Origin of the sequence: Halioglobus sp. HI00S01 (assembly GCF_001635445.1) — a bacterium.
In the GTDB taxonomy this organism is placed as follows: Bacteria; Pseudomonadota; Gammaproteobacteria; order Pseudomonadales; family Halieaceae; genus Halioglobus; species Halioglobus japonicus.
Genome location: NZ_LWEE01000073.1, coordinates 1 through 388, shown reverse-complemented (window position 1 = coordinate 388; position 388 = coordinate 1). Strand labels below are relative to the sequence as shown.

General features: G+C 58.2%; 1 protein-coding gene. It reads right to left on the bottom strand.

Annotated elements, in window-relative coordinates; translation table 11 throughout:
- Positions 1–52: 52 nt before the first annotated feature.
- Positions 53–388: IS30 family transposase (locus A3709_RS12530; protein WP_155736319.1), on the bottom strand; the 336-nt coding region annotated here is incomplete at its 5' end.

The following is a 388-nucleotide window of genomic DNA, read 5'->3' as shown; positions in this document are numbered from 1 at the left end:
AACTTTCTGTAGCCCTCAAAGCAGGCGGTTGCAGGAGCTGAGTGCAACACGGTTATTGAATTGAAGCCGGAGCATCATGCCGCATCGCCATGGCATTTTGCATGACCTCTCCCATCACCTCGATGGGGCATTTGAAGTCGAAGCGCTTGCGCGGTCGCATGTTCAGTTGCAGCGCAATGGCGTCCAGCTCCTCCTGGCTATGTACCGACAGGTCTGTGCCCTTGGGCAAGTACTGGCGAATCAGGCCGTTGATGTTTTCGTTGCTGCCGCGCTGCCAGGGGCTATGCGGGTCGCAGAAGTAGATCGCCACGCCGGTTCTTTGGGTGATCTCGGCGTGTCGCGCCATCTCCCGGCCCTGGTCGTAAGTCATGCTCTTGCGCATCTCCAG